At 72.3% G+C, this 22,589-nt stretch carries 21 protein-coding genes; 10 read left to right on the forward strand and 11 right to left on the reverse strand.

The features are described 5' to 3' along the window. Positions 1-35: 35 nt before the first annotated feature. Positions 36-899, reverse strand: coding sequence for a bifunctional methylenetetrahydrofolate dehydrogenase/methenyltetrahydrofolate cyclohydrolase (locus O7611_RS24270; RefSeq protein WP_194801339.1), 864 nt, complete (start codon positions 897-899; stop codon positions 36-38). A 393-nt stretch (positions 900-1,292) separates the two neighbouring features. Here O7611_RS24270 and O7611_RS24275 point away from each other — a divergent pair, with 393 nt between their 5' ends. From O7611_RS24275 to O7611_RS24295, 5 genes are all read left to right on the forward strand, one after another. Beyond that, positions 1,293-2,891 carry a peptide ABC transporter substrate-binding protein gene (locus O7611_RS24275; RefSeq protein WP_194801340.1) on the forward strand — a complete coding sequence of 533 codons (1,599 nt, stop codon included), beginning with the start codon at positions 1,293-1,295 and terminating at the stop codon, positions 2,889-2,891. Positions 2,892-2,980: 89 nt separating this feature from the next. Then, positions 2,981-3,919, forward strand: a complete 939-nt coding sequence (locus O7611_RS24280; RefSeq protein ID WP_194801341.1) for an ABC transporter permease — start codon at positions 2,981-2,983, stop codon at positions 3,917-3,919. After that, complete coding sequence (locus O7611_RS24285) at positions 3,912-4,868, forward strand: ABC transporter permease (protein ID WP_187691290.1); 957 nt, start codon at positions 3,912-3,914, stop codon at positions 4,866-4,868. Before O7611_RS24280 ends, O7611_RS24285 begins: the two co-directional genes overlap by 8 nt. A gap of 6 nt (positions 4,869-4,874) precedes the next feature. Then, positions 4,875-5,912, forward strand: a complete 1,038-nt coding sequence (locus O7611_RS24290) for an ABC transporter ATP-binding protein (RefSeq protein ID WP_194801342.1) — start codon at positions 4,875-4,877, stop codon at positions 5,910-5,912. Then, entirely contained in the window at positions 5,896-6,924 is a 1,029-nt protein-coding gene (locus O7611_RS24295; RefSeq protein ID WP_194801343.1) for an ABC transporter ATP-binding protein, read from the forward strand. Before O7611_RS24290 ends, O7611_RS24295 begins: the two co-directional genes overlap by 17 nt. Before the next feature lie 223 nt (positions 6,925-7,147). Here O7611_RS24295 and O7611_RS24300 read toward each other — a convergent pair whose 3' ends face one another. The 3 genes from O7611_RS24300 to purN all read right to left on the reverse strand — a co-directional run bounded on the left by O7611_RS24300 (position 7,148) and on the right by purN (position 9,868). After that, positions 7,148-7,525, reverse strand: coding sequence for a hypothetical protein (locus O7611_RS24300; protein ID WP_194801344.1), 378 nt, complete (start codon positions 7,523-7,525; stop codon positions 7,148-7,150). 151 nt (positions 7,526-7,676) lie between these two features. Beyond that, positions 7,677-9,251 (reverse strand): bifunctional phosphoribosylaminoimidazolecarboxamide formyltransferase/IMP cyclohydrolase, encoded by a 1,575-nt coding sequence (gene purH, locus O7611_RS24305; RefSeq protein ID WP_194801345.1) that lies wholly within the window; start codon positions 9,249-9,251, stop codon positions 7,677-7,679. Next, positions 9,248-9,868, reverse strand: a complete 621-nt coding sequence (gene purN / locus O7611_RS24310) for a phosphoribosylglycinamide formyltransferase (RefSeq protein ID WP_194801346.1) — start codon at positions 9,866-9,868, stop codon at positions 9,248-9,250. Before purN ends, purH begins: the two co-directional genes overlap by 4 nt. 179 nt (positions 9,869-10,047) lie before the next feature. Here purN and O7611_RS24315 point away from each other — a divergent pair, with 179 nt between their 5' ends. Together O7611_RS24315 and O7611_RS24320 are read left to right on the forward strand one after the other, a co-directional pair. After that, entirely contained in the window at positions 10,048-10,341 is a 294-nt protein-coding gene (locus O7611_RS24315) for a CD225/dispanin family protein (protein WP_194801347.1), read from the forward strand. Between the two features lie 35 nt (positions 10,342-10,376). Next, the gene (locus O7611_RS24320) at positions 10,377-10,949 is read left to right on the forward strand and encodes a DUF4190 domain-containing protein (RefSeq protein ID WP_194801348.1); all 573 of its coding nucleotides are present in this window, start codon (positions 10,377-10,379) and stop codon (positions 10,947-10,949) included. 87 nt (positions 10,950-11,036) lie between these two features. On the opposite strand, the gene O7611_RS24325 is transcribed toward O7611_RS24320, so the two are convergent. Continuing rightward, on the reverse strand, positions 11,037-12,323 hold the full coding sequence (locus tag O7611_RS24325; RefSeq protein WP_194801349.1) for a cell division protein PerM: 1,287 nt from the start codon (positions 12,321-12,323) through the stop codon (positions 11,037-11,039). A 159-nt stretch (positions 12,324-12,482) separates the two neighbouring features. On the opposite strand from O7611_RS24325, the gene O7611_RS24330 reads away from it, so the two are divergent. Continuing rightward, a complete protein-coding gene (locus O7611_RS24330; RefSeq protein WP_135241993.1) occupies positions 12,483-12,752 on the forward strand; it encodes a DUF4190 domain-containing protein in 270 nt (89 codons plus the stop codon). A 56-nt stretch (positions 12,753-12,808) separates the two neighbouring features. Here O7611_RS24330 and sucD read toward each other — a convergent pair whose 3' ends face one another. The 3 genes from sucD to O7611_RS24345 form a co-directional block, all read right to left on the reverse strand. Next, entirely contained in the window at positions 12,809-13,696 is an 888-nt protein-coding gene (gene sucD, locus O7611_RS24335) for a succinate--CoA ligase subunit alpha (RefSeq protein ID WP_194801350.1), read from the reverse strand. Between the two features lie 2 nt (positions 13,697-13,698). Continuing rightward, entirely contained in the window at positions 13,699-14,877 is a 1,179-nt protein-coding gene (gene sucC / locus O7611_RS24340; protein ID WP_013288514.1) for an ADP-forming succinate--CoA ligase subunit beta, read from the reverse strand. 453 nt (positions 14,878-15,330) lie between these two features. After that, positions 15,331-15,735 carry a cobalamin B12-binding domain-containing protein gene (locus O7611_RS24345; protein ID WP_013288515.1) on the reverse strand — a complete coding sequence of 135 codons (405 nt, stop codon included), beginning with the start codon at positions 15,733-15,735 and terminating at the stop codon, positions 15,331-15,333. Between the two features lie 402 nt (positions 15,736-16,137). On the opposite strand from O7611_RS24345, the gene O7611_RS24350 reads away from it, so the two are divergent. Together O7611_RS24350 and O7611_RS24355 are read left to right on the forward strand one after the other, a co-directional pair. Continuing rightward, entirely contained in the window at positions 16,138-16,848 is a 711-nt protein-coding gene (locus tag O7611_RS24350) for a M23 family metallopeptidase (protein WP_194801351.1), read from the forward strand. A gap of 251 nt (positions 16,849-17,099) precedes the next feature. After that, positions 17,100-17,873, forward strand: a complete 774-nt coding sequence (locus O7611_RS24355; protein ID WP_194801352.1) for a M23 family metallopeptidase — start codon at positions 17,100-17,102, stop codon at positions 17,871-17,873. A gap of 58 nt (positions 17,874-17,931) precedes the next feature. Here the strand turns inward: O7611_RS24355 and O7611_RS24360 are convergent, their stop codons facing one another. From O7611_RS24360 to pcrA, 3 genes are all read right to left on the reverse strand, one after another. Then, positions 17,932-19,371 carry a hypothetical protein gene (locus O7611_RS24360; protein WP_194801353.1) on the reverse strand — a complete coding sequence of 480 codons (1,440 nt, stop codon included), beginning with the start codon at positions 19,369-19,371 and terminating at the stop codon, positions 17,932-17,934. Continuing rightward, entirely contained in the window at positions 19,368-19,898 is a 531-nt protein-coding gene (locus O7611_RS24365; RefSeq protein WP_269697639.1) for a SigE family RNA polymerase sigma factor, read from the reverse strand. Before O7611_RS24365 ends, O7611_RS24360 begins: the two co-directional genes overlap by 4 nt. Positions 19,899-20,003: 105 nt before the next feature. Then, positions 20,004-22,397 carry a DNA helicase PcrA gene (gene pcrA / locus O7611_RS24370; protein ID WP_194801355.1) on the reverse strand — a complete coding sequence of 798 codons (2,394 nt, stop codon included), beginning with the start codon at positions 22,395-22,397 and terminating at the stop codon, positions 20,004-20,006. Positions 22,398-22,589: the final 192 nt, after the last annotated feature.

Consider the following 22,589-nt stretch of genomic DNA (forward strand, 5'->3'; position numbering starts at 1 on the left):
AGGTCAGGGGCGGACGGTTATGACCTGGGTGGGTGTCAGCCCGCCCGCTCGGCCCGTTCGACCACGTTCGTCAGCAGCATCGCCCGGGTCATCGGACCCACGCCGCCGGGCATCGGCACCAGCTTGCCGGCGACCTCGGCCACCTCCGGGTCCACGTCGCCGGTGTAGCGGCCCTTGCCGTCCTCACCGATGACCCGTGTGATGCCGACGTCCACCACCGTCGCACCCGGGTTGACCATGTCGGCGGTGAGCAGCCCGGGCACGCCGGCAGCCACGATGACGACGTCGGCGGCGCGGGTGTGCGCGGCCAGGTCGAGCGTGCCGGTGTGGCAGAGCGTCACTGTGGCGTTCTCGCTGCGCCGGGTGAGCAGCAGGCCCAGCGGGCGGCCGACCGTGTTGCCCCGGCCGACGACAGCCACGTTCGCGCCGCGCAGCGGCACGTCGTGCCGGCGCAGCAGTTCCACGATGCCGCGCGGGGTGCAGGGCAGCGGCGCGTCGTACCCGAGGACGAGCCGGCCCAGGTTGACCGGGTGCAGCCCGTCGGCGTCCTTGTCCGGGTCGATCGACTCCAGCGCGCGCTGGGTGTCGAGGTGACCGGGGAGCGGCAGCTGGACGATGTAGCCGTGGCAGGCCGGGTCGGCGTTCAGCTCGGCCAGCGCCGCGTCGAGCTGTTCCTGGGTGGCGTCTGCGGGCAACGCGACCCGCAGCGAGGCGATGCCGACCTCGGCGCAGTCGCGGTGCTTTCCGTTGACGTACGCCTGGGAGCCGGGGTCCTCCCCGACCAGCACGGTGCCCAGGCCGGGGGTGATGCCGCGTTCCGCGAGCGCCTTGACCCGGGCTCGTAGCTCGTCCTTGATCTCCGCCGCGGTGGCCTTGCCGTCCAGGATCGTCGCCGTCACGCCGTGATCGTCTCACGCCCGCGGGCAGGCCCGGACGACGACAGCCGACGATCACGCTCCGCAACGTGCCCTGAATCACGGAGAGTGACCAGCCATTGCGACGTGGCTGCCCGGACACACCCGGACAGGCAGGGACCGGACAGGCAGGCCGGACGTCGCAGACGCGCTCGACCGGGCCCCGATCGGACCATTGAGGGTGAATAAAAGACCAGTTAGAAGCGGGTTTTAGCACGCGCGGGCAGCAGCGACAAGGCTCGTCGAACACGATCCGTCATCAGTTGACCACGCACTAGTTGTCGACGAGCCGGATCGCGACCTACCGTTACCGCTCGTTGCGCAGAGTCACCCAGCGCCGGGACGACCGCGCAGCGTGAGGAGATGAGGAGACCCCCAATGCGTGTTCGTAGGCTCGCGGCCTGGGCCGCGCTCCCGCTCGCGGTGACGCTGGGCCTGACGGCCTGCGGCTCGGGCGGTGGCGGCGGCGGTGCCGGCGACTCCGACGCGGCCGTGCGGATCGAGATCGCCGAGCCGCAGCACCTCGTGCCGACAAACACCAACGAGACGAGCGGCTCCCAGGTCCTGTCGGCCCTGTTCAGCCCGCTCGTCGACTACGACGAGGCGAACAAGCCGCACGAGGTGGCCGCCGAGGAGGTGACGACGTCCGACAACAAGGTCTGGACGATCAAGCTGAAGCCCGGCTACACGTTCCACAACGGCGAGAAGGTCATCGCCGACAACTACATCGACGCCTGGAACTACGGCGCGTACGCGCCGAACGGCCAGAACTCCAGCTACTTCTTCGAGAAGGTGGCCGGCTACGACGACCTCCAGGGCGAGAGCCCGAAGGCGACGACGATGAGCGGGCTGAAGAAGGTAGACGACCTGACCTTCACCGTGACGCTCAGCCAGCCGTACGTGGACTTCAAGTCCATGCTCGGCTACACCGCCTTCTACCCGCTGCCCAAGGCGGCCTTCTCCGCGCCGGGCGTGCTCGCCGAAGGCTACGAGCAGGCGCCGATCGGCCAGGGCCCGTTCAAGATGAAGGGCAGCTGGCAGCACGACGCCAAGGTCGAGGTGGAGCGCTACGACGCGTTCCCGGGCCAGCAGCCCAAGGTCGGCGGCGTCGAGTTCCGCATCTACCAGCAGCCGACCGCTGCGTACGCGGACGTGCTGTCGGACAACCTCGACGTGATCAAGACAATCCCGACCGAGAACCTGTCGACCGCCGCGACCGACCTGGGCGACCGCTTCCAGCAGAGCCCGGCCTCGTCGCTGCAGGTGCTGGCCTTCCCGACGTTCCAGGAGGAGTTCAGCAAGCCCGAGGTGCGCAAGGCGATCTCGATGGCGATCGACCGGGACGAGATCACCAAGTCGATCTTCAAGGACTCGCAGCAGCCGGCCCGCTCGTTCGTCTCGCCGGTGGTCGCCGGTTACCGGGAGAACACCATCGGTACGGCGGGCGCGTTCGATCCGGTCAAGGCCAAGGCCATGTACGAGGCCGCGGGCGGCCCGAAGAAGATCGAGCTGTCCTACAACGGCGACGGCGGCCACAAGGACTGGATCGACGCCACCTGCAACCAGCTCAAGGCCAACCTGGGCGTGGACTGCGTGGGCACCGCCGAGCCGAAGTTCGCGGACCTGCTGACCAAGGTCAAGCAGAAGCAGCCGGTCGGCCTGTTCCGGATGGGCTGGGTCATGGACTACCCGTCCATGGAGAACTACCTCGGCCCGCTGTACAGCAGCACCGGCTCGTCGAACTACTACGGCTACAGCAACCCGGAGTTCGACAAGCTGCTCGCCGAGGGCGCCCGCGCGGCGACCGAGGACGAGGCGATCAAGAAGTACCAGGCGGCGGAGGACCTGCTCGCGCAGGACATGCCGGTAATCCCGCTCCGGTACGGGCAGAACAACTTCGGCCACTCGACCAAGGTCAAGAACGTCCACGTGGACCTCTTCGACCGGGTGGACCTGCTGAAGATCGAACGCGCCTGACACCCCGCTGACGGGCCGGGTCACCCCCACCGGGTGGCCCGGCCCTCGCATTGGCACGCATTTCGGCCGCTTTCGGCAGACTTGCCAGCATGTTCCGGTTCATCCTGCGGCGGCTGCTCCAGATGGTCCTCGCCTTCTTCGGGACCACGCTGATCGTGTACGCGCTGATGTTCGCCGGGCAGGGAGACCCGATCCAGGCCCTCGCCGGGGAGCGGCCGGTGACCGCCGCGCAGCGGGCCTACCTGACCGAGAAGTACCACCTGGACGCGACGGGTGTCGGCGGCTTCTTCTACCGCTACTTCGACTACCTGGGCGGTCTGGTCCAGGGTGACCTCGGGCAGTCGCTGACCGGGCGGCAGATCAGCGACATCCTCGCCGCCGCCTGGCCGGTCACCGTGAAGCTCGCCGTCATCGCGATGGCCGTGACGGTGATCTTCGGAGTCACCGCCGGCGTGATCGCGGCGATCCGGCGCTCCGGCGTGTTCGACCACGCCACGCTCGTGCTCACGCTGCTGGTGCTCGGCATCCCCACCATCGTGCTCGCGCCGCTGGCGCAGTACTTCCTCGGCGTCCGGTGGCCGGTCTTCCCGCCCACGGCCGGCGCCCAGCCGTCCTTCTACGCGCTGCTGCTGCCCGGCATCGTGCTCGGCTCGCTGTCCCTGGCCACCGCGCTGCGGCTGACCCGCACCTCGGTGACCGAGAACCTGCGCGCCGACTACGTCCGGACCGCCCGGTCCAAGGGCCTGCGGCGACGCCGGATCGTCGGCGTGCACGTGCTGCGCAACTCGCTCATCCCGGTGGTCACCTTCCTCGGCGTCGAGCTGGGCAACCTGATGGGCGGCGCGATCATCACCGAGGGCGTGTTCAACGTCCCGGGCGTCGGCTTCAACCTGTTCCGCGGCATCCGCACCGAGGACGGCCCCCTGGTGGTCGGCATCGTGAGCGTGCTCGTCGTGGTCTACCTGCTGTCCAACCTGGTGGTGGACGTGCTCTACGCCGTACTCGACCCGAGGATCCGCTATGAGTGACTTCGAGACGGTGGCGGCGACGGAGAACCAGGCCGCACGGCGCGGTGTCTCCGGCGAACCGGGCACACCCGGCCGGGCCGGGCGGCCGGACCGGGCCCGCAGCCTGGCCGGTGACGCCTGGCGGGACCTGCGCCGCAACCCGGTCTTCTGGATCAGCCTGCTTTTGGTGGTGCTGGTCGCCGCGATGGCGGTGGCACCAGGGCTGTTCGCCGCCAACGACCCACGCGACTGCGTGCTGTCGCGGCAGCACGCCGGGCCGTCCGGCGGGGCGATCTTCGGGTACGACTTCCAGGGCTGCGACACGTTCGCCCGCGCGGTCTACGGCGCCCGCGCCTCGCTGCTCGTGGGCGCGTTCTCCGCGCTGATCACCGGCGTGATCGCCCTCGTCGTCGGCATGGTCGCCGGCTACTTCGGCGGGTGGGTCGACGCGGTGCTGTCCCGGGTGATCGACATCGTGCTCGGCATCCCGCTGCTGCTCGCCGCGATCGTGCTGCTCAAGCGCGTCAGCACGAGCGGCGAGACGGTACGCCTGTTCGCGGTGATCCTCGTCCTGGCGCTGCTCGGCTGGACCACCGCGGCCCGGGTGGTCCGCTCCTCGGTGATCACCGCCCGGGAGCAGGACTACGTGGCGGCGGCCCGGATGCTCGGGGCCGGCAACGGCCGGATCATGTGGCGGCACATCCTGCCGAACGCGCTCGCCCCGGCCATCGTGGTGCTCACCATCGCGCTCGGGTCGTTCATCGCGGCCGAGGCGACGTTGAGCTTCCTCGGCATCGGCCTGAAGGCACCGACCATCTCCTGGGGCATCGACATCGACGCCGGCCGGGTGCACATGCGTGAGTCGGCGACGCCGTTGATCGTGCCGTCGACGTTCCTCGCCCTGACCGTGCTCGCCTTCATCATGCTCGGCGACGCGATCCGCGACGCCTTCGACCCGAAGCTGCGGTGACAACCCATGACCCAGTCGTCGGTCCGGCCCACGCCGGCCTCACCCACCCCGCCCGGCGGGCACCTGCTGGAGGTACGGGACCTGCACGTCGAGTTCCGCACCCGGGAGGGCGTGGCCCGCGTGATCAACGGGGTGACGTACCACCTGGACGCCGGTGAGACGCTCGCGGTGCTGGGCGAGTCCGGCTCCGGCAAGTCCGTCACCGCTCAGGCGATCATGGGCATCCTGGACACCCCGCCCGCGTACGTGCGCGCCGGGCAGATCCTCTACCAGGGGCGGGACCTGCTCACCCGGCCGGAGGAGGAGCGCCGGCAGATCCGCGGCGCCGAGATCGCGATGATCTTCCAGGACGCGCTGTCGGCGTTGAACCCGGTCTTCCCGGTCGGCTGGCAGATCGGCGAGTCGCTGCGCGAGCGGGCCGGGATGTCGCGGGCCGACGCGCGCAGGCGCACCGTCGAGCTGATGGACCTGGTCCGGATCCCGGCCGCGGCGAAGCGGCTCGGCGACCACCCGCACCAGTTCTCCGGCGGCATGCGGCAACGCGTCATGATCGCGATGGCGCTGGCGCTCGACCCGAAGGTCCTGATCGCCGACGAACCGACCACGGCGCTGGACGTCACCGTGCAGGCCCAGATCATGGACCTCCTGGCCGACCTGCGGCGGGACCTCGGCATGGCGCTCGTCCTCATCACCCACGACCTGGGCGTGGTCGCCGGTGTGGCGGACCGGATCGCGGTCATGTACGCGGGCCGGATCGTCGAGCACGCCGACGTGCACGCGCTGTACCGGGCGCCCGCCCACCCGTACACGAAGGGGTTGCTGGAGTCGATCCCGCGCCTGGACGTGCGCGGCCAGGCGTTGTCCAGCATCCGCGGCCTGCCGCCGAACCTGATGGCGATCCCGTCCGGCTGCCCGTTCCACCCCCGGTGCCCGTACGTCCAGCCGGTCTGTGTGGACGAGGTGCCGCACGACCTGGTGCTCGCCGACGGGCGGACCAGCGCGTGCCACTTCGCCCAGGAGGTGCACGATGACCGCGACGGCTGAACCCGCCAAGGTGCGCGGCGAGACGATCCTCGCCGTCGACCACCTGGTCAAGCACTTCCCGATCAGCCAGGGCGTGCTGTTCAAGAAGACCATCGGCCAGGTCAAGGCGGTCGACGGCGTCTCGTTCGAGCTGCGGCGCGGTGAGACGCTCGGCGTGGTCGGCGAGTCCGGGTGCGGCAAGTCCACGCTGGCCCGGCTGCTCATGCGCCTGGAGACGCCCACCGCCGGGCGGGTCACGCTGGAGGGGCGCGACCTGCTCCGGGCCACCGGTGCCGACCTGCGCCGGCTGCGGCGGAACATGCAGATGGTGATGCAGGACCCGTACACCTCGCTGAACCCGCGCATGACCGTCGGCGACATCATCGGCGAGCCGTTCGAGATCCACCCGGAGGCGGCACCGAAGCGCAGCCGGCGGCAGCGGGTGCAGGAGCTGCTGGACGTGGTCGGGCTCAACCCGGAGCACGTCAACCGCTACCCACACCAGTTCTCCGGCGGTCAGCGGCAGCGCATCGGCATCGCCCGGGCGCTCGCGCTGCGGCCCGAGATCATCGTCTGCGACGAGCCGGTGTCGGCCCTGGACGTGTCCATCCAGGCCCAGGTGATCAACCTGCTCGAACAGCTCCAGGACGAGCTGGGGCTGTCGTACATCTTCATCGCCCACGACCTGTCCGTGGTGCGGCACATCTCCGACCGGGTCGCGGTGATGTACCTGGGCCGGATCGTGGAGATCGGCACCGAGGAGCAGATCTACCAGCGCGCGACCCACCCGTACACCCAGGCGCTGCTGTCCGCGGTGCCGGTGCCCGACCCGGAGGCCCGCGACCGGCGGACCATCATCCGGCTCACCGGCGACGTGCCCAGCCCGGCCGAGCCGCCGTCCGGCTGCCACTTCCGGACCCGCTGCTGGAAGGCCGAGGAGGTCTGCGCGACGCAGGACCCGCAGGCGGTACCCCGCGCGGCGGACCCGCACCCCAGCGCCTGCCACTTCGCCGAGGTGCGCACCGAGGCGTGAGCGTGACGAAGGCCCCGTCCCCCGGAGGAAGAGGGGGCGGGGCCTCCGATGCGGGCACGCGTGCGGACGGCGGACCCGGGACGAACCCGAGGCGGCCCGGCGGCGTGAGGCGCGCCGCCGTACCGGCGGACGGCAGCTCGCGGCGGAGACCGCCGGGTCGACGCGGCGGTGTCCGGTGCGGCGCGAGCGCGCGTCCCGGTGCGGGCTGCGGGTTCGGTGCGGCTCAGGCGGCCGGCGGGGCGCGCGCGGCGAGCGGGCCGCACGGCGGCAGCGGCACGACCTGCGGCCGGGGCGCTGGTACGACGGGCTCCGGCACGGCCGGGCCGGCCACGCGCGGGAGCGCGGCCGGGGTCAGGTCGTCCGGCCCGTCGGCGTAGCCGAGGCCGTCGCTGTGGTCGTGCCACGGCCCGGCGGCAAGCTCCGACCAGGAGATTCCGGGGTACGCGGTACGCAGCGCGGCCGGGCTCGTCCCGCTCGTGGAGGCAGTGGCCGGCGCGGCGGCGGCCGGTGCGACGACGGCGGGTGCGGCTGCCGCTCCGAGTCCGGCCAGGACGAATGCCAGCGTGACGACGACGGCGGTCAACCGGTCGCGAACGCGCATGGCACACCTGCCGGGCTCACAGACAGCGGAGACGCTCGATCGTCGCCGCGCACACGCTAGCAACCGCCTCCCGCGGCGGGCAACGGCCCGGCGTCCGGGTGCGCCAGTCGTGTGGACGACTGACACACCCGGACGGTCACGGCCGGACTCGTCAGTGGAAGAAGTGCCGGGTGCCGGTGAGGTACATGGTCACGCCGGCCGCCTTGCAGGCCGCGATGGTCTCCTCGTCCCGGATCGAGCCGCCCGGCTGCACGATCGCCCGGACCCCGGCGTCGATGAGGATCTGCGGGCCGTCGGCGAACGGGAAGAACGCGTCCGAGGCGCAGACCGAGCCGCGGGCCCGCTCGTCACCGGCCCGGCTGACCGCCAGCCGCGCCGAGTCCACCCGGTTCACCTGTCCCATGCCGACACCGACGGTGGCACCCTCGCGGGCCAGCAGGATCGCGTTGCTCTTGACCGCGCGGACCGCCCGCCAGGCGAACGCAAGGTCGCGCAGCGTCGCCTCGTCGGCCGGGTCGCCGGTCGCGAGCGTCCAGCCGGACGGGTCGTCGCCCGGCGCGTCGACGGCGTCCCGCGTCTGCACCAGCACGCCGCCGCTGACCTGCCGCCACTCGGCGGGTCGTACGGCGAACTCGGGCGCCCGCAGCAGGCGGAGGTTCTTCTTGGCCCGCAGCAGCTCCAGCGCGTCCTCGTCGAAGCCGGGCGCCACCAGCACCTCGGTGAAGATCTCCGCGACCTGGCCGGCCATCGCCGCGTCGACCGGCCGGTTCACCGCGATCACGCCGCCGAACGCGGAGACCGGGTCGCAGGCGTGCGCCTTGCGGTGCGCCTCGGCCACGTCGGCGCCGACGGCGATGCCGCACGGGTTGGCGTGCTTGATGATCGCCACCGCCGGCTGGTCCGGGAAGTCGTTGGCGGCACGCCAGGCGGCGTCCGCGTCGACGTAGTTGTTGTAGGACATCTCCTTGCCGTGCAGCTGCTCGGCCTGGGCCAGCCCGGCCGGCGCGCCCGGATCGGTGTAGAGCGCCGCCGCCTGGTGCGGGTTCTCGCCGTACCGCAGCACCGCCTGGCGGCGCAGCGCCAGCCCGGCGAACTCCGGCCAGCCGTCCTCGGCCGGCGACACGGTGGTGGCGAACCAGTCGGCCACCGCGACGTCGTAGTCGGCGATGTCGGCGAACGCGCGGGCCGCCAGCGCCCGGCGCCGGGCCGGCGTGAAGCCGCCCTCGGCGAGCGCCGCCACCACCGCCGGGTACGCGGCCGGGTCGGTCACCACCGCCACCGAGGCGTGGTTCTTCGCCGCGGCCCGCACCATCGCCGGGCCGCCGATGTCGATCTGCTCGACGCACTCGTCGGTGCCGGCGCCGGAGGCGACGGTGGCCTGGAACGGGTACAGGTTGGAGACCAGCAGGTCGATGCCGGCGATGCCGTGCTCGTCGAGCTGGGCGGCGTGCGCGTCCTTGCGCAGGTCGGCGAGGAGGCCGCCGTGGATCTTCGGGTGCAGCGTCTTGACCCGCCCGTCGAGGATCTCCGGGAAGCCGGTGACCTGCTCGACCGGCGTCACCGGCACCCCGGCGCCGGCGATCGTCGACGCGGTGCTCCCGGTCGACACGATCTCCACGCCGGCCTCGTGCAGGGCGCGGGCCAGCTCGGCGAGGCCGGTCTTGTCGTAGACGCTGACCAGCGCGCGCCGGATCGGGCGGCGGCCGGCGTCCTCAGTGGCGTTCACGGGATGGTGACCTTTCTGCCGGTGATCGTCCAACCTTCACGGACCAGGCGGCCGACCTGCTCGACGAGCTGGCGCCGCTCGGCGGACTTGATGCGCTCGGTGAGCGTGTCCTCGTCGTCGTCGTCCTGCACCGGCACGGCGACCTGGGCCACGATCGGGCCGGTGTCCATGCCCGCGTCGACGAAGAACAGGGTGGCCCCGGTGACCTTCACGCCGTACGCCAGCGCGTCGCGGGGGCCGTGGATGCCGGGGAACGCCGGCAGCAGCGTGTTGTGCGTGTTGAGATAGCGGTCGCCGAACGCGGCCAGGAACTCCGGGCCGACCAGCTTGAGGAACCCGGCGCTGATGACCAGGTCGGGCCGGTGCTCGGCGACCTGCGCGGTGAGCGCCTTGTCCCAGTCGGCGCGGGTGGGGTGGTCCTTGACCCGCTCGACGAAGGACGGCACGCCCGCGGCGGCGGCCCGGTCCAGGCCGGCGATCCCGTCCCGGTCGGCGCCGACCGCGACCACCCGGGCGCCGTACCCGGGGTCGGCGGTGGCGTCCAGCAGCGCCTGGAGGTTGCTGCCGGAACCGGAGACGAGGACGACGAGGCGGGCGACGGACGCGGGCTCGGTCACCGGGCAACCCTATCGGGCAGGTCAGGCGGCCCGGCCGCGGGGCGGCGGCTCATCGGTTGACCTCCCGGGTGGCGTGATCGCGGTACGCTGCCGGTCGCCCGGTGTCCGGCCTCGCGCCCGGCCCGCACCCCCACGAAGAATCCGGCACGCCGCGTGCCGTCGGACCGAGGAGTACCTCCATGCAGCCCGGATACCCCCCGCAGCAGCCGCAGCAGATCGACAACAACATGACGATGTCCATCGTCGCGATCTTCCTGTTCTGGCCGCTCGCGATCCCGGCCATCATCAACGCGTCGAAGGTCAACCCGCTGATCCAGCAGGGTGACTACGCCGGCGCGCAGGCCGCCGCGGCCGAGTCCAAGAAGTGGTCCAAGTGGGCCCTCATCGTCGGCCTGGTCTGGATCGGCCTCATCGTGGTGTGTTGCCTCTTCGGCGGCCTGGCTGGTCTCGTCGGCGGCAGCAGCACAAACTGACGGACAACCCGAACCGATCTGAGGAGCACCCAGACATGCAGCCCGGTTACCCCGGACAGGACCCGTACGGCCAGCAGCCGAACCAGGACCCGAACGCTCAGCCGCACGACCCGTACGCCCAGCCGCCGCAGGCCCCGCAGTACGGCCAGCAGCCCCAGTACGGGCAGCAGCCGCAGTACGGGCAGCAGCCGCAGTACGGCCAGCAGCCCACCTCGGGCCAGCCGTACGGCCAGCCCACCTCGGGTCAGCCCGCCTACGGCCAGGACCCGTACGCGCAGCAGCAGCCGTACGGTGCCGCGCCGCAGTACCCGGGTGCCGGCTACCCGGCCGGGGCGGGCCAGGCCCCGAACAACACGCTGGGCCTCGTGTCCATGATCCTCGGTATCGCCTCGATCCCGATGGTCTGCTGCTTCTACCTCGGCATCCCGCTGGGTATCGCGGCGGCGGTCACCGGCTACCTGGGCCGCCAGAAGGCCGCGCAGGGGCTCGCCAACAACGACGGTCAGGCCAAGACCGGTCTGATCTGCGGCGCGATCGGCGCCGGCCTGGGCATCATCCTGATCATCCTGGGCATCGTCGCAAACGTCAGCCTGCCCGCCCAGCCCTGATCGTCAGTCGTCCAGGGGCGTCCACCTTCCGGTGGGCGCCCCTGACGCGTCTCCGGGCCCCGGAGGCGGCGCGTCAGCGGGTGCGGGTCAACGGGTGCGGGTCAGCGTGCGGGTGGCGGCGGCGCCGAGTACCGCGCCCACCCCGATCACGAGCGTGGCCACCGCGGCCACCGCCCACGGTGACGGCCCGACCTCGGCCAACCGGCCACCGCCGAGCGACCCGCCGGAGGCCGCCGCGAACAGCCCCAGCAGCGCGCCCGCGACCGGTCCGGCGAGCGCGGCCGGCAGCAGCAGCGCCGGCCAGCCCACCTCGGCCCGTTCCTCGGCCGCCGCGCGCAGCAGCCGCCGGGCCAGCAGCCAGCCGGCCGCCATCGCGGCCAGCACCGGCACTGCGAGCAGCGCGCCACCCAGCCCGTCCATCGGGCCCCGCGGCAGGCCGGCCAGCAGCGGTACGGCCGGCAGCGCACCCACGGAGACCTCGCTCGTACGGACGGCGGTGTCGGTGCCGACCGCGAACCCGGGACCGAGCAGATAGCTCGCCGACCAGGCGGTCGCGTTCGGCGCGTAGGCGAGGCTGACCAGGGTGATGCCTGCCTGACCGGCCACCCCGGTCCGGTACGCCCCGATCATGTCGGCCGCGTCGCCGCCACCGGTGGCCACCGCCAGCCCGGCCGCACCGGCACCCGCGCCGCACAGCAGCAGCGCCGCCACCAGTCCGGTACGCAGACCGTCGCGCACCGGCGGTGGGCAGCGCTCGACCAGCACCGCCCAGACACCTGTGGTGCGCAGCGCGCCGACCAGGGCGGCGGACACGCCGAACGCGGCGAACGTGAGCGCGGCGGTGACCGGAGAGACCCGCAGGCCGCCGGCGTCGACGGCGAACGCGGCGAGTGCGCCGAGCAGCGCGTACGCGATGCCGACGGCGACCGCGACGGTGAGCGCCTGGCGCGGTGAGCCCGCGCCGCGCGCGCCGACGGCCCGGCTGACGTGCACCCCGGCGCGGGTGAGCCGCCAGACGGCGAGCGCGCTGAGCGCGAGCGGCGCCAGGCCGAGCGGACCGGCGGTGGTCTGCAGCGGCACCCCGTGGCCGAGCAGCCAGCCGGCCAGGCCGGCGCGGAGCGCGCCGCCGAGCGATCCGGCGTCCTCGCTGAGCTGGGCGAGGCCCAGCACGGCGGAGACCGGCAGCCAGGAGGTCAGCGCCGCCCAGAGCGCGGCCACCCCGGCGGCGACCGGCAGCGGGGCCCGGCTGCGGGGCTCGGTACCCGATCGGGGCGCGGGCACGCGCGCGGCCGGGCGGGCACGGCCGGGCGGCCGGGCGCCGGCGGGGGGACCGGTGGCCGGACGGCGGGGCTGGTCAGGGGTGACGCGTGACATCGTGTCTACTCTGGCACGCCGCGGGAAGGACGGCAGTCCGATACCGGGCCGGTTGCCTGGCGAGTTCGCCGAACCCCGGCCCCGGCGGCGCTGATCCGGTCTAGCCTCGGCCTCAGACGCGACCGTTCCCGTCGCGGTGCCGACCGCTCGGAGGAAGCCGTGCACGCTCCGTATCCGCCGCCCCCGCCGCCACCGGCCGTCGGCCGGGACCGGACCACGCTCTGGGGCGTCCTCGGCATCGTCTTCGGCCTGTTCTGCTGCGGCATCCTGGGCATCGTCTTCGGCGCGCTGTCGATCCGCGACGCCCGGCGCAACGGCAGGTCGCAGTTGCTGGGCTGGCTGGGCATCGCCTTCGGTGTGATCAACATCGTCGCCAGCGCCATCGTGCGCGCCCGGGGCAACTCGTACTACCCGTACTGGTACCGCTGAACGCGAGAGGGCCGACCGGTTGCCCGATCGGCCCTCTCGGCGTGTCGCTCGGCCGCTCAGCGGCCGGACATGAGCTCCCGCATCAGGTTGGCGGTCTCGGTCGGGGTCTTGCCGACCTTGACGCCCACCGCCTCCAGCGCCGCCTTCTTGGCGTCGGCGGTGCCCGCCGAGCCCGAGATGATCGCGCCGGCGTGACCCATGGTCTTGCCGGGCGGGGCGGTGAAGCCGGCGATGTAGCCGACCACCGGCTTGGTGACGTTGGCCTTGATGAACTCGGCCGCCCGCTCCTCGGCGTCGCCACCGATCTCACCGATCATGACGATCGCGTCGGTCTCCGGGTCCGCCTCGAAGGCGGCCAGGGCGTCGATGTGGGTGGTGCCGATGATCGGGTCACCGCCGATGCCGACGCAGGTGGAGAAGCCGATGTCGCGCAGCTCGTACATCATCTGGTAGGTCAGCGTGCCGCTCTTGCTGACCAGACCGATCCGGCCGGAGCCGGTGATGTCGGCCGGGATGATGCCGGCGTTCGACGCGCCCGGCGAGGCGATGCCCGGGCAGTTCGGGCCGATGATCCGGGTGCGCTCGCCCTTGGCCTTGTTGTACGCCCAGAACGCGGCGGTGTCGTGCACCGGCACGCCCTCGGTGATCACCACGGCCAGGTCGATGCCGGCGTCGATCGCCTCGACCACGGCGGCCTTGGTGAACTGCGGCGGCACGAAGATGACGGTGACGTCGGCACCGGTGGACTTCATCGCGTCCGCGACGGACGCGAAGACCGGCAGCTCGGTGCCGTCGAAGTCGACAGTGGTGCCGGCCTTGCGCGGGTTCACGCCGCCGACCACGTTGGTGCCGGCGGCGAGCATCCGCCGGGTGTGCTTGGAACCCTCGGAACCGGTCATCCCCTGCACGATGACCTTGGAGTCCTTGGTCAGCCAGATAGCCATTGTCAGACCCCCGCAGCTGCCAGCTCGGCGGCCCGCTCGGCCGCGCCGTCCATGGTGTCGACCCGCTGGATCAGCGGGTTGGCCGCGCCGTCGAGGATCGCCCGGCCGGCCTCGGCGTTGTTGCCGTCGAGGCGCACGACGAGCGGCTTGGTGGCCTTCTCGCCGCGCTGCTCCAGCAGTGCCAGCGCCTGCACGATGCCGTTGGCTACCGCGTCGCAGGCGGTGATGCCGCCGAAGACGTTTACGAAGACGCTCTTGACCGACGGGTCGGACAGGACGATCTCCAGCCCGTTCGCCATCACCTCGGCGCTCGCGCCGCCGCCGATGTCGAGGAAGTTGGCCGGCTTGACACCGCCGTGCCGCTCGCCCGCGTACGCGACCACGTCGAGCGTGGACATGACCAGGCCCGCGCCGTTGCCGATGATGCCGACCTCGCCGTCGAGCTTGACGTAGTTGAGGTCCTTGGCCTTCGCGGCCTGCTCCAGCGGGTCCACCGACGCCTGGTCGACCAGGGCCTCGTGGTCCGGGTGCCGGAACCCGGCGTTCTCGTCGAGGGTGACCTTGGCGTCCAGGAGCAGCAGCTTGCCGTCCTTGGTGGTGGCCAGCGGGTTCACCTCGACGAGCGTGGCGTCCTCGGCCACGAACGCCTGCCACAGCTTGACCGCGACCTCGACCACCTGGTCGGCGATCTCGGCCGGGAAGCCGGCCGCGGTGACGATCTCGCGTGCCTTGGCCTCGTCCACGCCGGTGTTGGCGTCGATCGGCGCCTTCACGACCCGCTCCGGGGTCTCGGCCGCGACCTGCTCGATGTCCATACCGCCGGCCACGCTGGCGATGCAGAGGAAGGTGCGGTTCGCCCGGTCGAGCAGGTACGAGAAGTAGTACTCCTCGGCCACGTCCGCGGTCACGGTGATCATGACCTTGTGGACGGTGTGACCCTTGATGTCCATGCCGAGGATGTCGGTGGCCCGGGCCACCGTCTCCTCCGCGCCCTCGGCCAGCTTCACGCCGCCGGCCTTGCCGCGGCCACCGACCTTCACCTGCGCCTTGACGACCACCCGGCCGCCGAGGCGTTCGGCGATCGCGCGGGCCTCCTCCGGGGTAGTGGCGACGCCGCCGGCGAGCACGGGCAAGCCGTGCCGCTCGAACAGGTCCCGCCCCTGGTACTCGTACAGGTCCACGATTGCGCGTCCCGTCCCGTCTCCGCGGCGCGCCGTCGCGCCGCCACCAGCTTCGGAAAATCAGTTTGACGCCTGTCATCAGATGAGACAGGCCATTTGCCGCAGCCTAACGAGATGGGAACGGGCGGCAACCGAGCGGGTGCGGGGTGTGCGGTAATGCACAGGCCGTCGTCCGGCCGGGCCGGGCACGGCCGCCCCGGCGGGCGCGGGCGTCAGCCGTCCGGGGGATCTCCGGACCGGGGCGTAACCGCCCGTCGGGGGCGTCGTTGAGTGTGATGTCGGCGCGCTGGTCAAGCGCGGCGACGGGAGCGGCCGATGCCCTGTCGGTCGAGGGGTGGCGGCGGGGCATCGTGCATAGAGGGGCCGGGCGTGTGAGGGGTGCGTCCGGCCCCTCCCCCGTGCCCGGAGCCGGGAACGCGGCGGCCGGACAGCGACGGCCGACGACGCGGCGGGTCAGCCGACCGGCTGGGCGACGTTCTCCCGTACCCACTCGACGATCGACCCGGTGGTGGCACCCGGGGTGAAGATCTTCGCGACGCCGAGCCGCTCCAGCTCCGGGATGTCGGCCTCGGGGATGATGCCGCCGCCGAACACCACGATGTCGGTGGCGTCGCGCTCGGTGAGCAGTTCGACGACGCGCTTGAACAGCGTCATGTGCGCGCCGGAGAGCACCGACAGGCCGACCGCGTCCGCGTCCTCCTGGATGGCGGTCTCGACGATCTGCTCGGGCGTCTGGTGCAGGCCGGTGTAGATGACCTCCATGCCGGCGTCACGCAGGGCACGGGCGACCACCTTCGCTCCCCGGTCGTGGCCGTCCAGGCCGGGCTTCGCGACGACGACCCGGATACGAGAGCTCATCTGCGCACACCTTTCACCGGCACTCCTGACCTGAACGAACGGTAACCCGGCCGGACGGGAGGCGGGAAGCGGGGCCGGACCTTCCCACATACGAGCCGCCCCCCTACCGCCCACCCGGGTACGCGGAAAGCCGGACACCTCCGCCGTTCGGTCACTGTCCGCGACGAATGGGCAGTCGACGGGCCATCCGACTGGCGGCACGAGATATGACAAGGCCGGATGGAATTGGACATAACGAATCGGCATTTCGGCGCTTCGGCTTGTGACAGGAGTGGCTGTTGGCTAACGTGTCCACGGTTGTCATCAGGTCCACGGACGGGTGACGACGCGACACCGGAGGTTCGACAGAGCTTCACCGAACGGTCCGGAGTCGCATCGGATCCCCGACAACGGAGGGTGTGCGTGCGCCAGCGCCTGTCGTCTGAGCCCGATCGCTATCGCGGCCGCCGCCGCGTACCCACCCCCCCGCGGAGCCGCTACGCCGCGGTGGTCACCACCGCGTTCGTCGGCGCCGGCATCGTCGCCATCGGCGCGAACGCCCTTCCCGACGCCAAGAGCGTCAACCCGTCGGTCCTGGACGAGCTCCGGCAAGCCTCGGTCGCCAGCCAGGACGCCGCCGCCCGCGCCGACAGCGCGGACGTCCCCTCCCGTTCCGACCGCTCCGACCGCAAGGCCGCCGAGCAGGACCCGTGGCTCCTGCCGCTGCACGGCTACGACTTCAAGTCCCCCTACGGCATGCGCTGGGGCAAGCTGCACACCGGCATCGACCTGGTCGCCCCGGAGGGCACGCCCTACAAGGCGGTCCACGCCGGCACCGTCACCAAGGCCGGCTGGTTCGGCGGCTACGGCTACGCCGTCATCGTCCAGCACTCCGACGGCAGCGAGGCCATCTACGGCCACTCCTCCGCGGTGACGGTCAAGGAGGGCCAGGAGGTGAAGGCTGGCGACCAGCTCGGCCTGGTCGGCAACACCGGCCACTCCTACGGCTCCCACCTGCACCTCGAGATCCATGTCAAGGGCCAGCCGCAGGACCCGGTGGCGTTCCTCAAGGATCGCGGAGTGGACATTCAGCTCGAAGTCGAGGCGGTTTACAGCGACGCAGCCGCATCCTGACGCTCCGTAACGCCTCTTAACCGCCCGGACCGCACGGTCCGGGCGGTTTCGTCTGTGCCGATGTCTGCCACGTCACACCGACGAGTGTGAGCGGGAGCACAACCACCGAAGATCGTCTCTTCGGCCGAACCGGCCGGCCGGTGGAAAACCGGACGTGCCGCGACGGCCACGCGCCACCGCCTCCGCACCCCCATACCCGCTGCGACCTGCACCGACACCAGTATTTCGAGGTCACGTGCCCCTCGAAACCGATGAAGGATTCCGTGCAGCACAGCAGCCCCACCCCGGACAACGCTCCCGCCCGGCACCGGCGCCCGCGCCGAGCCCGGCGCGCCGTCTACGTGGTCACCGGCGCGGTGGCAGTGCTCGGCCTCGGCATCGGTGGCGTGGTCGTCACCACCGCCCCGTCCGACCCCACCCCGGCCGCCGTCGACCTCGGCGTGGCGGCCCGCGCCGACGACGCCGCCCGCGCCGACCGCTCGGCCCGTGAGCCGGTCACCCCGTCCGCCGTACCGGCCAGCCCGTCGCCGAGCCCGAGCGCGAGCACGACCACCCCGGCGCCGAAGAAGACGGCGACCGCGAAGCCCCAGCCGAAGCCCAAGAAGACGACTGTGGCGAAGAAGCCCAGCTGGGTCGTCCCGATGAAGGGCGCCGACATCACGTCCTGCTACGGGCCCCGCTGGGGCACCCAGCACGCCGGCATCGACTTCGCCATGCCGGCCGGCACGCCGATCCGCGCCGCCGCGGCGGGCACCGTGGTCAAGGCCGGTGACGTGGGCGACGGCTACGGCATCTCGGTCTTCATCGACCACCACAACGGCTACCTGACCCACTACGCCCACCAGAGCCGGCTCGCAGTCGCCGTGGGCGACACGGTCAAGGCCGGTCAGGTCATCGGGTACGAGGGCTCCACCGGCGACTCCACCGGCCCGCACCTGCACTTCGAGGTGCACCAGGGCACGATGTGGAACCAGATCGATCCGGCGCCGTTCCTGCGTGCCCGGGGCATCGACGTGGCCTGCTGACGCGGGCGATCCGTCGGCGTGGCCGAGCCGTCTCCGGCTCGGCCACGCCTCCATTTCGTCAGGGGGTCACCCGGGTGGCCGGGCTGTCGCCGGGCAGGCCCGACATGTCCGCCTCGACCGGCGGCACCGGAGTGGCGCCGAGGACGCTGCCGTCGGTGGCGTACGCGGTGAGCGTGGCCGGCTGGTCCGGCGGCACCCGGGTGGTGCCGGCGTTCGACGCGTCGAGCGTGACGGTGGCCGGGGGTTCACCGCCGACCGTGACCGTGACGCGGGCCGCGTCCGGCGGGGCGATCACCCGCACCTGGTCGGTGGGCGGACGGGTGCCGTCGTCGGCCCGGATCCGCCAGCCGATCGGCCTCCGGTCGGCGCCCTCGGCCGGCAGCAGCAGCCGCAGGTCGGTCCCCCAGCCGGTGCGGTGGTCGCCGTGCGTGGCGTACGCGATCACCCCGCCGCCCGCGGGCTGCACGGTGAGCAGCACGGCGGGCCGGCCGCCCTCGCTGCCCGACCAGCGCACCCGTACCGTCGTCCCGGCCGCCGGCAGGCGACTGTCGAGGAGTGCCCATCCGACGACTTCGCGCAGGTCGGCGTCGGCCAGCGGCGCGCCTCGGGCACCCCGCCGGGCAGCGGTGAGCAGGACGTCCATCTCCCGCGCGGTCGGGTCGATCCCGGCGTACGGGCCGCCGCCCAGGCCGCCCTGGAAGAGCACGTTGTTGTCGCGGCTCACCCGGACGACGGGTTCGCGCCGCAGCGGCCCGGGAGGCAGGACGGCGAACCCGACCCCGCTGCCGTCCGCCCTGGCGATGTCCTCGTACTCCAGCGTTCCCCTCGGCGTGTACCGAGGGTCGCCACTGATCGTGACAGCGGACTCCACGGGCCCGACGACGACAGCGAATCCGCCCCCGTCCGGACCGGCCTGCATCAGAGTCATGACCGGGTCGTCGACGCCCTCGCTGTGACCGGCGTAGCGCATCTGCCCGGCGCCGGCCCCGGCCGGGCCCACGTACCAGACCAGCGCCGCCTTGGTGAGCAGGCCGAACCGCAGCGGCACCGCCACCAGCGCGACCCGGCGGCCCGGCCGGTCACTGCCGTAGAGCAGACGGATCCGGTCGCGATCGCCGACCTTCCAGAAGCCGTCCGGCTTCGAGCCACCCAGTACGGTGGGGGTGCCCATCGCCGGATCGGCGCTGATCCGCTCCCGTAGCGCGTCCAGCCAGGCCCGATCGCCGGCCAGCGCGCCCCGGGGCGGCGCGTCCAGCAGCGCCGCCGGGGCGGCGGCGACAGCGATGCCGGGCGCCCAGCCCGGGAGGGGCACCAGGTTCGCCTGGACCCCGACGAGCGCGGCCACGACCGCCGCCACCGCCGCCCGGATCAGCCGGTTGCGCCGGTGCCGTCGCTCGCGCCTGGCGAACCCCGGCCACGGATCATCGGGTACGCCGACACCGTGCGCGGCCTGCCGCAGCGCGGGACCGAGCGTCGAACGGACGAAGCTCTCGGTCATGCCGGATCCTCCTGAAGCCGTACCGGGGACGCGGGGGCGGGTGCGGCGAACTCGGCCCGCAGCCGGGCCAGCCCGCGCGACGCCTGGCTCTTCACCGAGCCGACGGAGCAGCCGAGGACCCGGGCGGTGTCCGCCTCGCTGAGATCCTCGAAGTAGCGCAGCACCAGAACGGCCTGGGTTCTGGGCGGTAACCGGCGCAGCGCGGTGAGCAGCAGTCGCCGCTGCTCCACCTGCGCGTACGCGTCAGGCACCGGCGCGTTGTCGGAGGTCAGCAGCGGCACCTCCAGCGGCCGCCGCCGGCGCCGCCAGGAGATGGCCGTGTTGACCATCGCCCGGCGTACGTAGACCTCGGGCGCGTCCCGGCGCAGCACCCTCCCCCAGCGCCGATGGGTCTTCTCCAGCGCCGACTGCACCAGGTCCTCGGCCGTCCCCCGGTCGCCGGTCAGCAGGTAGGCCGTGCGGAGCAGCCTTGCCCACTGTCGTTGGACGAACAGCCGGAACTGCTCGTCGTCCTCGTCGCGGCTCACGCCACCTCCAGGTCGCATCCGTCTCGCGTCCACGAGCGGATGCAGAGGAAGACGCGACCGGTGCCGCCGGGGGTTGAGTGTCGCCTGGTTATGACCGCCCGGCGCTCAGAGCTTGTCGATCGGGGCGTGCCGCAGCACCAGCCACATGGTCTGGTCGCCGAAGTCGATCTGGACCCGGGCACCAGGTCCGGCACCCTCCACCGCCAGCACCCGGCCCAGGCCGTACCGCTGGTGGTTGACCCGGTCCCCGGCCGAGACCTTCGGGGCCTGCTTCAGCTCGCTCGCGGTGGCCAGGCGGCTGGCGTCCACGCCCAGCCGCTTCGCCAGCTCGGTCGCCTTGGGCGTGCCGCCGGCGAAGCCGCCGCGGCCCAGCCGGTCCGCCCGGCCACCGACACCACCGCCCCCGCCACCCCACGAGGTGTACGACCCTTCGGTGCGCTCCCAGCGGACCAGCTCCGGCGGCAGCTCCTCCAGGAACCGCGACGGCGGGTTGTAGGCGGGCGCGCCCCAGGCGGACCGGGTCACCGCGCGGGACAGGTAGAGGCGCTGGCGGGCCCGGGTGATGCCCACGTACGCCAGCCGCCGCTCCTCCTCCAGCTCGCGGGTGTCGCCGAGCGAGCGCAGGTGCGGGAAGACGCCGTCCTCCAGGCCGGTCAGGAAGACCACCGGGAACTCCAGGCCCTTGGCGGTGTGCAGCGTCATCAGGGTGACCACGCCTTGGTGGTCCGGGTCGTCGGAGGGGATCTGGTCGGCGTCGGCGACCAGCGCCACCTGCTCCAGGAATCCGGCCAGCGTGGCCCGCTCGTCGTCGGCGCCGAGCGCCTCGATCCGCTCGGTGTACTCCCGGGCGACGCTCACCAGTTCCTGGAGGTTGTCCACCCGGCCGGCGTCCTGCGGGTCGAGGCTCTCCTCCAGCTCGGCGAGGTAGCCCGAGCGGGTCAGCACCGCCTCCAGCACCTCCTCCGGGGTGCCGGTGTCGGCCAGCTCCCGCGCCGCGTCGAGCAGCGCGACGAACTCGGCGATGCCGTTCGCCGCCCGGGTCGAGATGCCCGGCGCGTCCTTGGCCCGGCGCAGCGCGGCGCCGAAGGAGATGCGGTCCCGGGCACTCAGCGCCTCCACGCACGCCTCGGCCCGCTCGCCGATCCCCCGGCGCGGGGTGTTGAGGACCCGGCGCAGGCTCACCGTGTCGTCGTCGTTCACCACCGCGCGCAGGTACGCGAGCGCGTCGCGGACCTCCTTGCGCTCGTAGAAGCGCACCCCGCCGACCACCTTGTAGGGCAGGCCGACCCGGATGAACACCTCCTCGAACACGCGGGACATGGCGTTTGTGCGGTAGAACACCGCCACGTCACCCGGGCGGGTCTCGCCGTCGTCGACCAGCCGGTCGATCTCCCGGGCCACCCAGTCGGCCTCGGCGTGCTCGGTGTCGGCGACGTACCCGACGATCTGCTCGCCGGACCCGGCGTCGCTCCACAGCCGCTTCGGCTTGCGCGAGGTGTTGCGGTCGATCACCGCGTTTGCCGCGTTGAGGATGGTCTGGGTCGAGCGGTAGTTCTGCTCCAGCAGGATCGTGCGGGCGTCGGTGAAGTCCCGCTCGAACTCCAGGATGTTGCGGATGGTCGCGCCACGGAACGCGTAGATCGACTGGTCGGCGTCACCGACCACGCACAGCTCGGCCGGCGGGATCCCCTCGGTGCCGGAGACCAGCTCCTTGATCAGCACGTACTGGGCGTGGTTGGTGTCCTGGTATTCGTCGACGAGCACGTGCCGGAACCGGCGCCGGTAGCTCTCCGCCACGTGCGGGTGCGACTGGAGCAGGTGCACCGTCGTCATGATCAGGTCGTCGAAGTCCAGCGCGTGCGCCTCGCGCAGCCGCCGCTGGTAGAGCGTGTACGCCTCGGCCAGCGCGCGCTCGTTCGGCCCCTTGGCGCGGCCGGCGAACTCCTCCGGGTCGACCAGCTCGTTCTTCAGGTTCGACACCTGGGCGGCAAGGCCCCGGGCCGGGTAGCGCTTCGGGTCCAGGTCCAGCTCGCGGGCGACCATCTGCATCAACCGGCGCGAGTCGTCCGCGTCGTAGATCGAGAACGTCGACTTAAGGCCGGCGTGCTCGTGCTCGGCCCGCAGGATGCGTACGCAGGCGGAGTGGAACGTGGAGACCCACATGAGCCGGGCGCGCGGGCCGACCAGCGCGGCCACCCGCTCCTTCATCTCGCCGGCGGCCTTGTTGGTGAACGTGATCGCGATGATCTCGCCGGGGTGCACGTCGCGGGCGGCGAGCAGGTAGGCGATCCGGTTGGTCAGCACCCGGGTCTTGCCGGAGCCGGCACCGGCCACGATCAGCAGCGGGGAGCCGGCGTGGGTCACCGCGTCCCGCTGGGGGCCGTTCAGGCCGTCGAGGAGGGCCTGCGGGTCCGACCCGGCGCCCGCGGAGCGGCGGGCCGGGGTGGGCCGGGACTCCGGCGCGGGCGGGGATGTGGGAATGTCGAAGAGAGGATGCATCGCAGCCCGAGTCTATGCCGCCGGGCGGACACTTCCCCGCCCGCGCCACCGCTCGACGTCTCACCTGTTGGTGCGTCTTCTTGCGCGCCCGCCCAGGTGGTCGGCATACTCGACGACGTGTTCGATCAGCGCTCCTACTTTTACTACGGCACCGGGAGTCCGGCAGCCGTGGGTCGCGCCTGATCACAGACC

The organism is Micromonospora sp. WMMC273, from assembly GCF_027460285.1.
Taxonomy (GTDB): Bacteria; Actinomycetota; Actinomycetes; order Mycobacteriales; family Micromonosporaceae; genus Micromonospora; species Micromonospora aurantiaca.